Source organism: Mycobacterium sp. IDUB_19 (assembly GCF_055419445.1).
Genome location: NZ_JBVAXR010000216.1, coordinates 1 through 284 on the forward strand (window position 1 = coordinate 1; position 284 = coordinate 284).

A 284-nucleotide genomic window follows, 5' to 3' on the forward strand; every position below is an offset into this window, starting at 1 on the left:
TACTGCGAAGTCCACCACATCACCGACTACGCCCAATGCCACACCACCGGCATCGACAACCTCACCCTCACCTGCGGCCCCCACCACCGACTGCTGCAACCCCCGCGGCTGGACCACCCGAAAACACTCCAACGGCACCACCGAATGGATCCCACCCCCACACCTAGAGCGCGGCCAACCCCGCACCAACACCTTCCACCACCCAGGGCGACTACTTTCTGAGTCGGACGAGTAGTCGTCAGCACCTCCGAAGCCATCGCCGTCGCGACGTCGCGTGGATAGCT

The 284-nt window shown here is 64.1% G+C and carries 1 pseudogene; it reads left to right on the forward strand.

Going from position 1 to position 284, the window contains the following annotated elements:
- Nucleotides 1-235 (forward strand): annotated as a pseudogene (locus tag ACZY0B_RS28010) (HNH endonuclease signature motif containing protein); the annotation flags it as partial.
- Between the last annotated feature and the right edge of the window lie 49 nt (nt 236-284).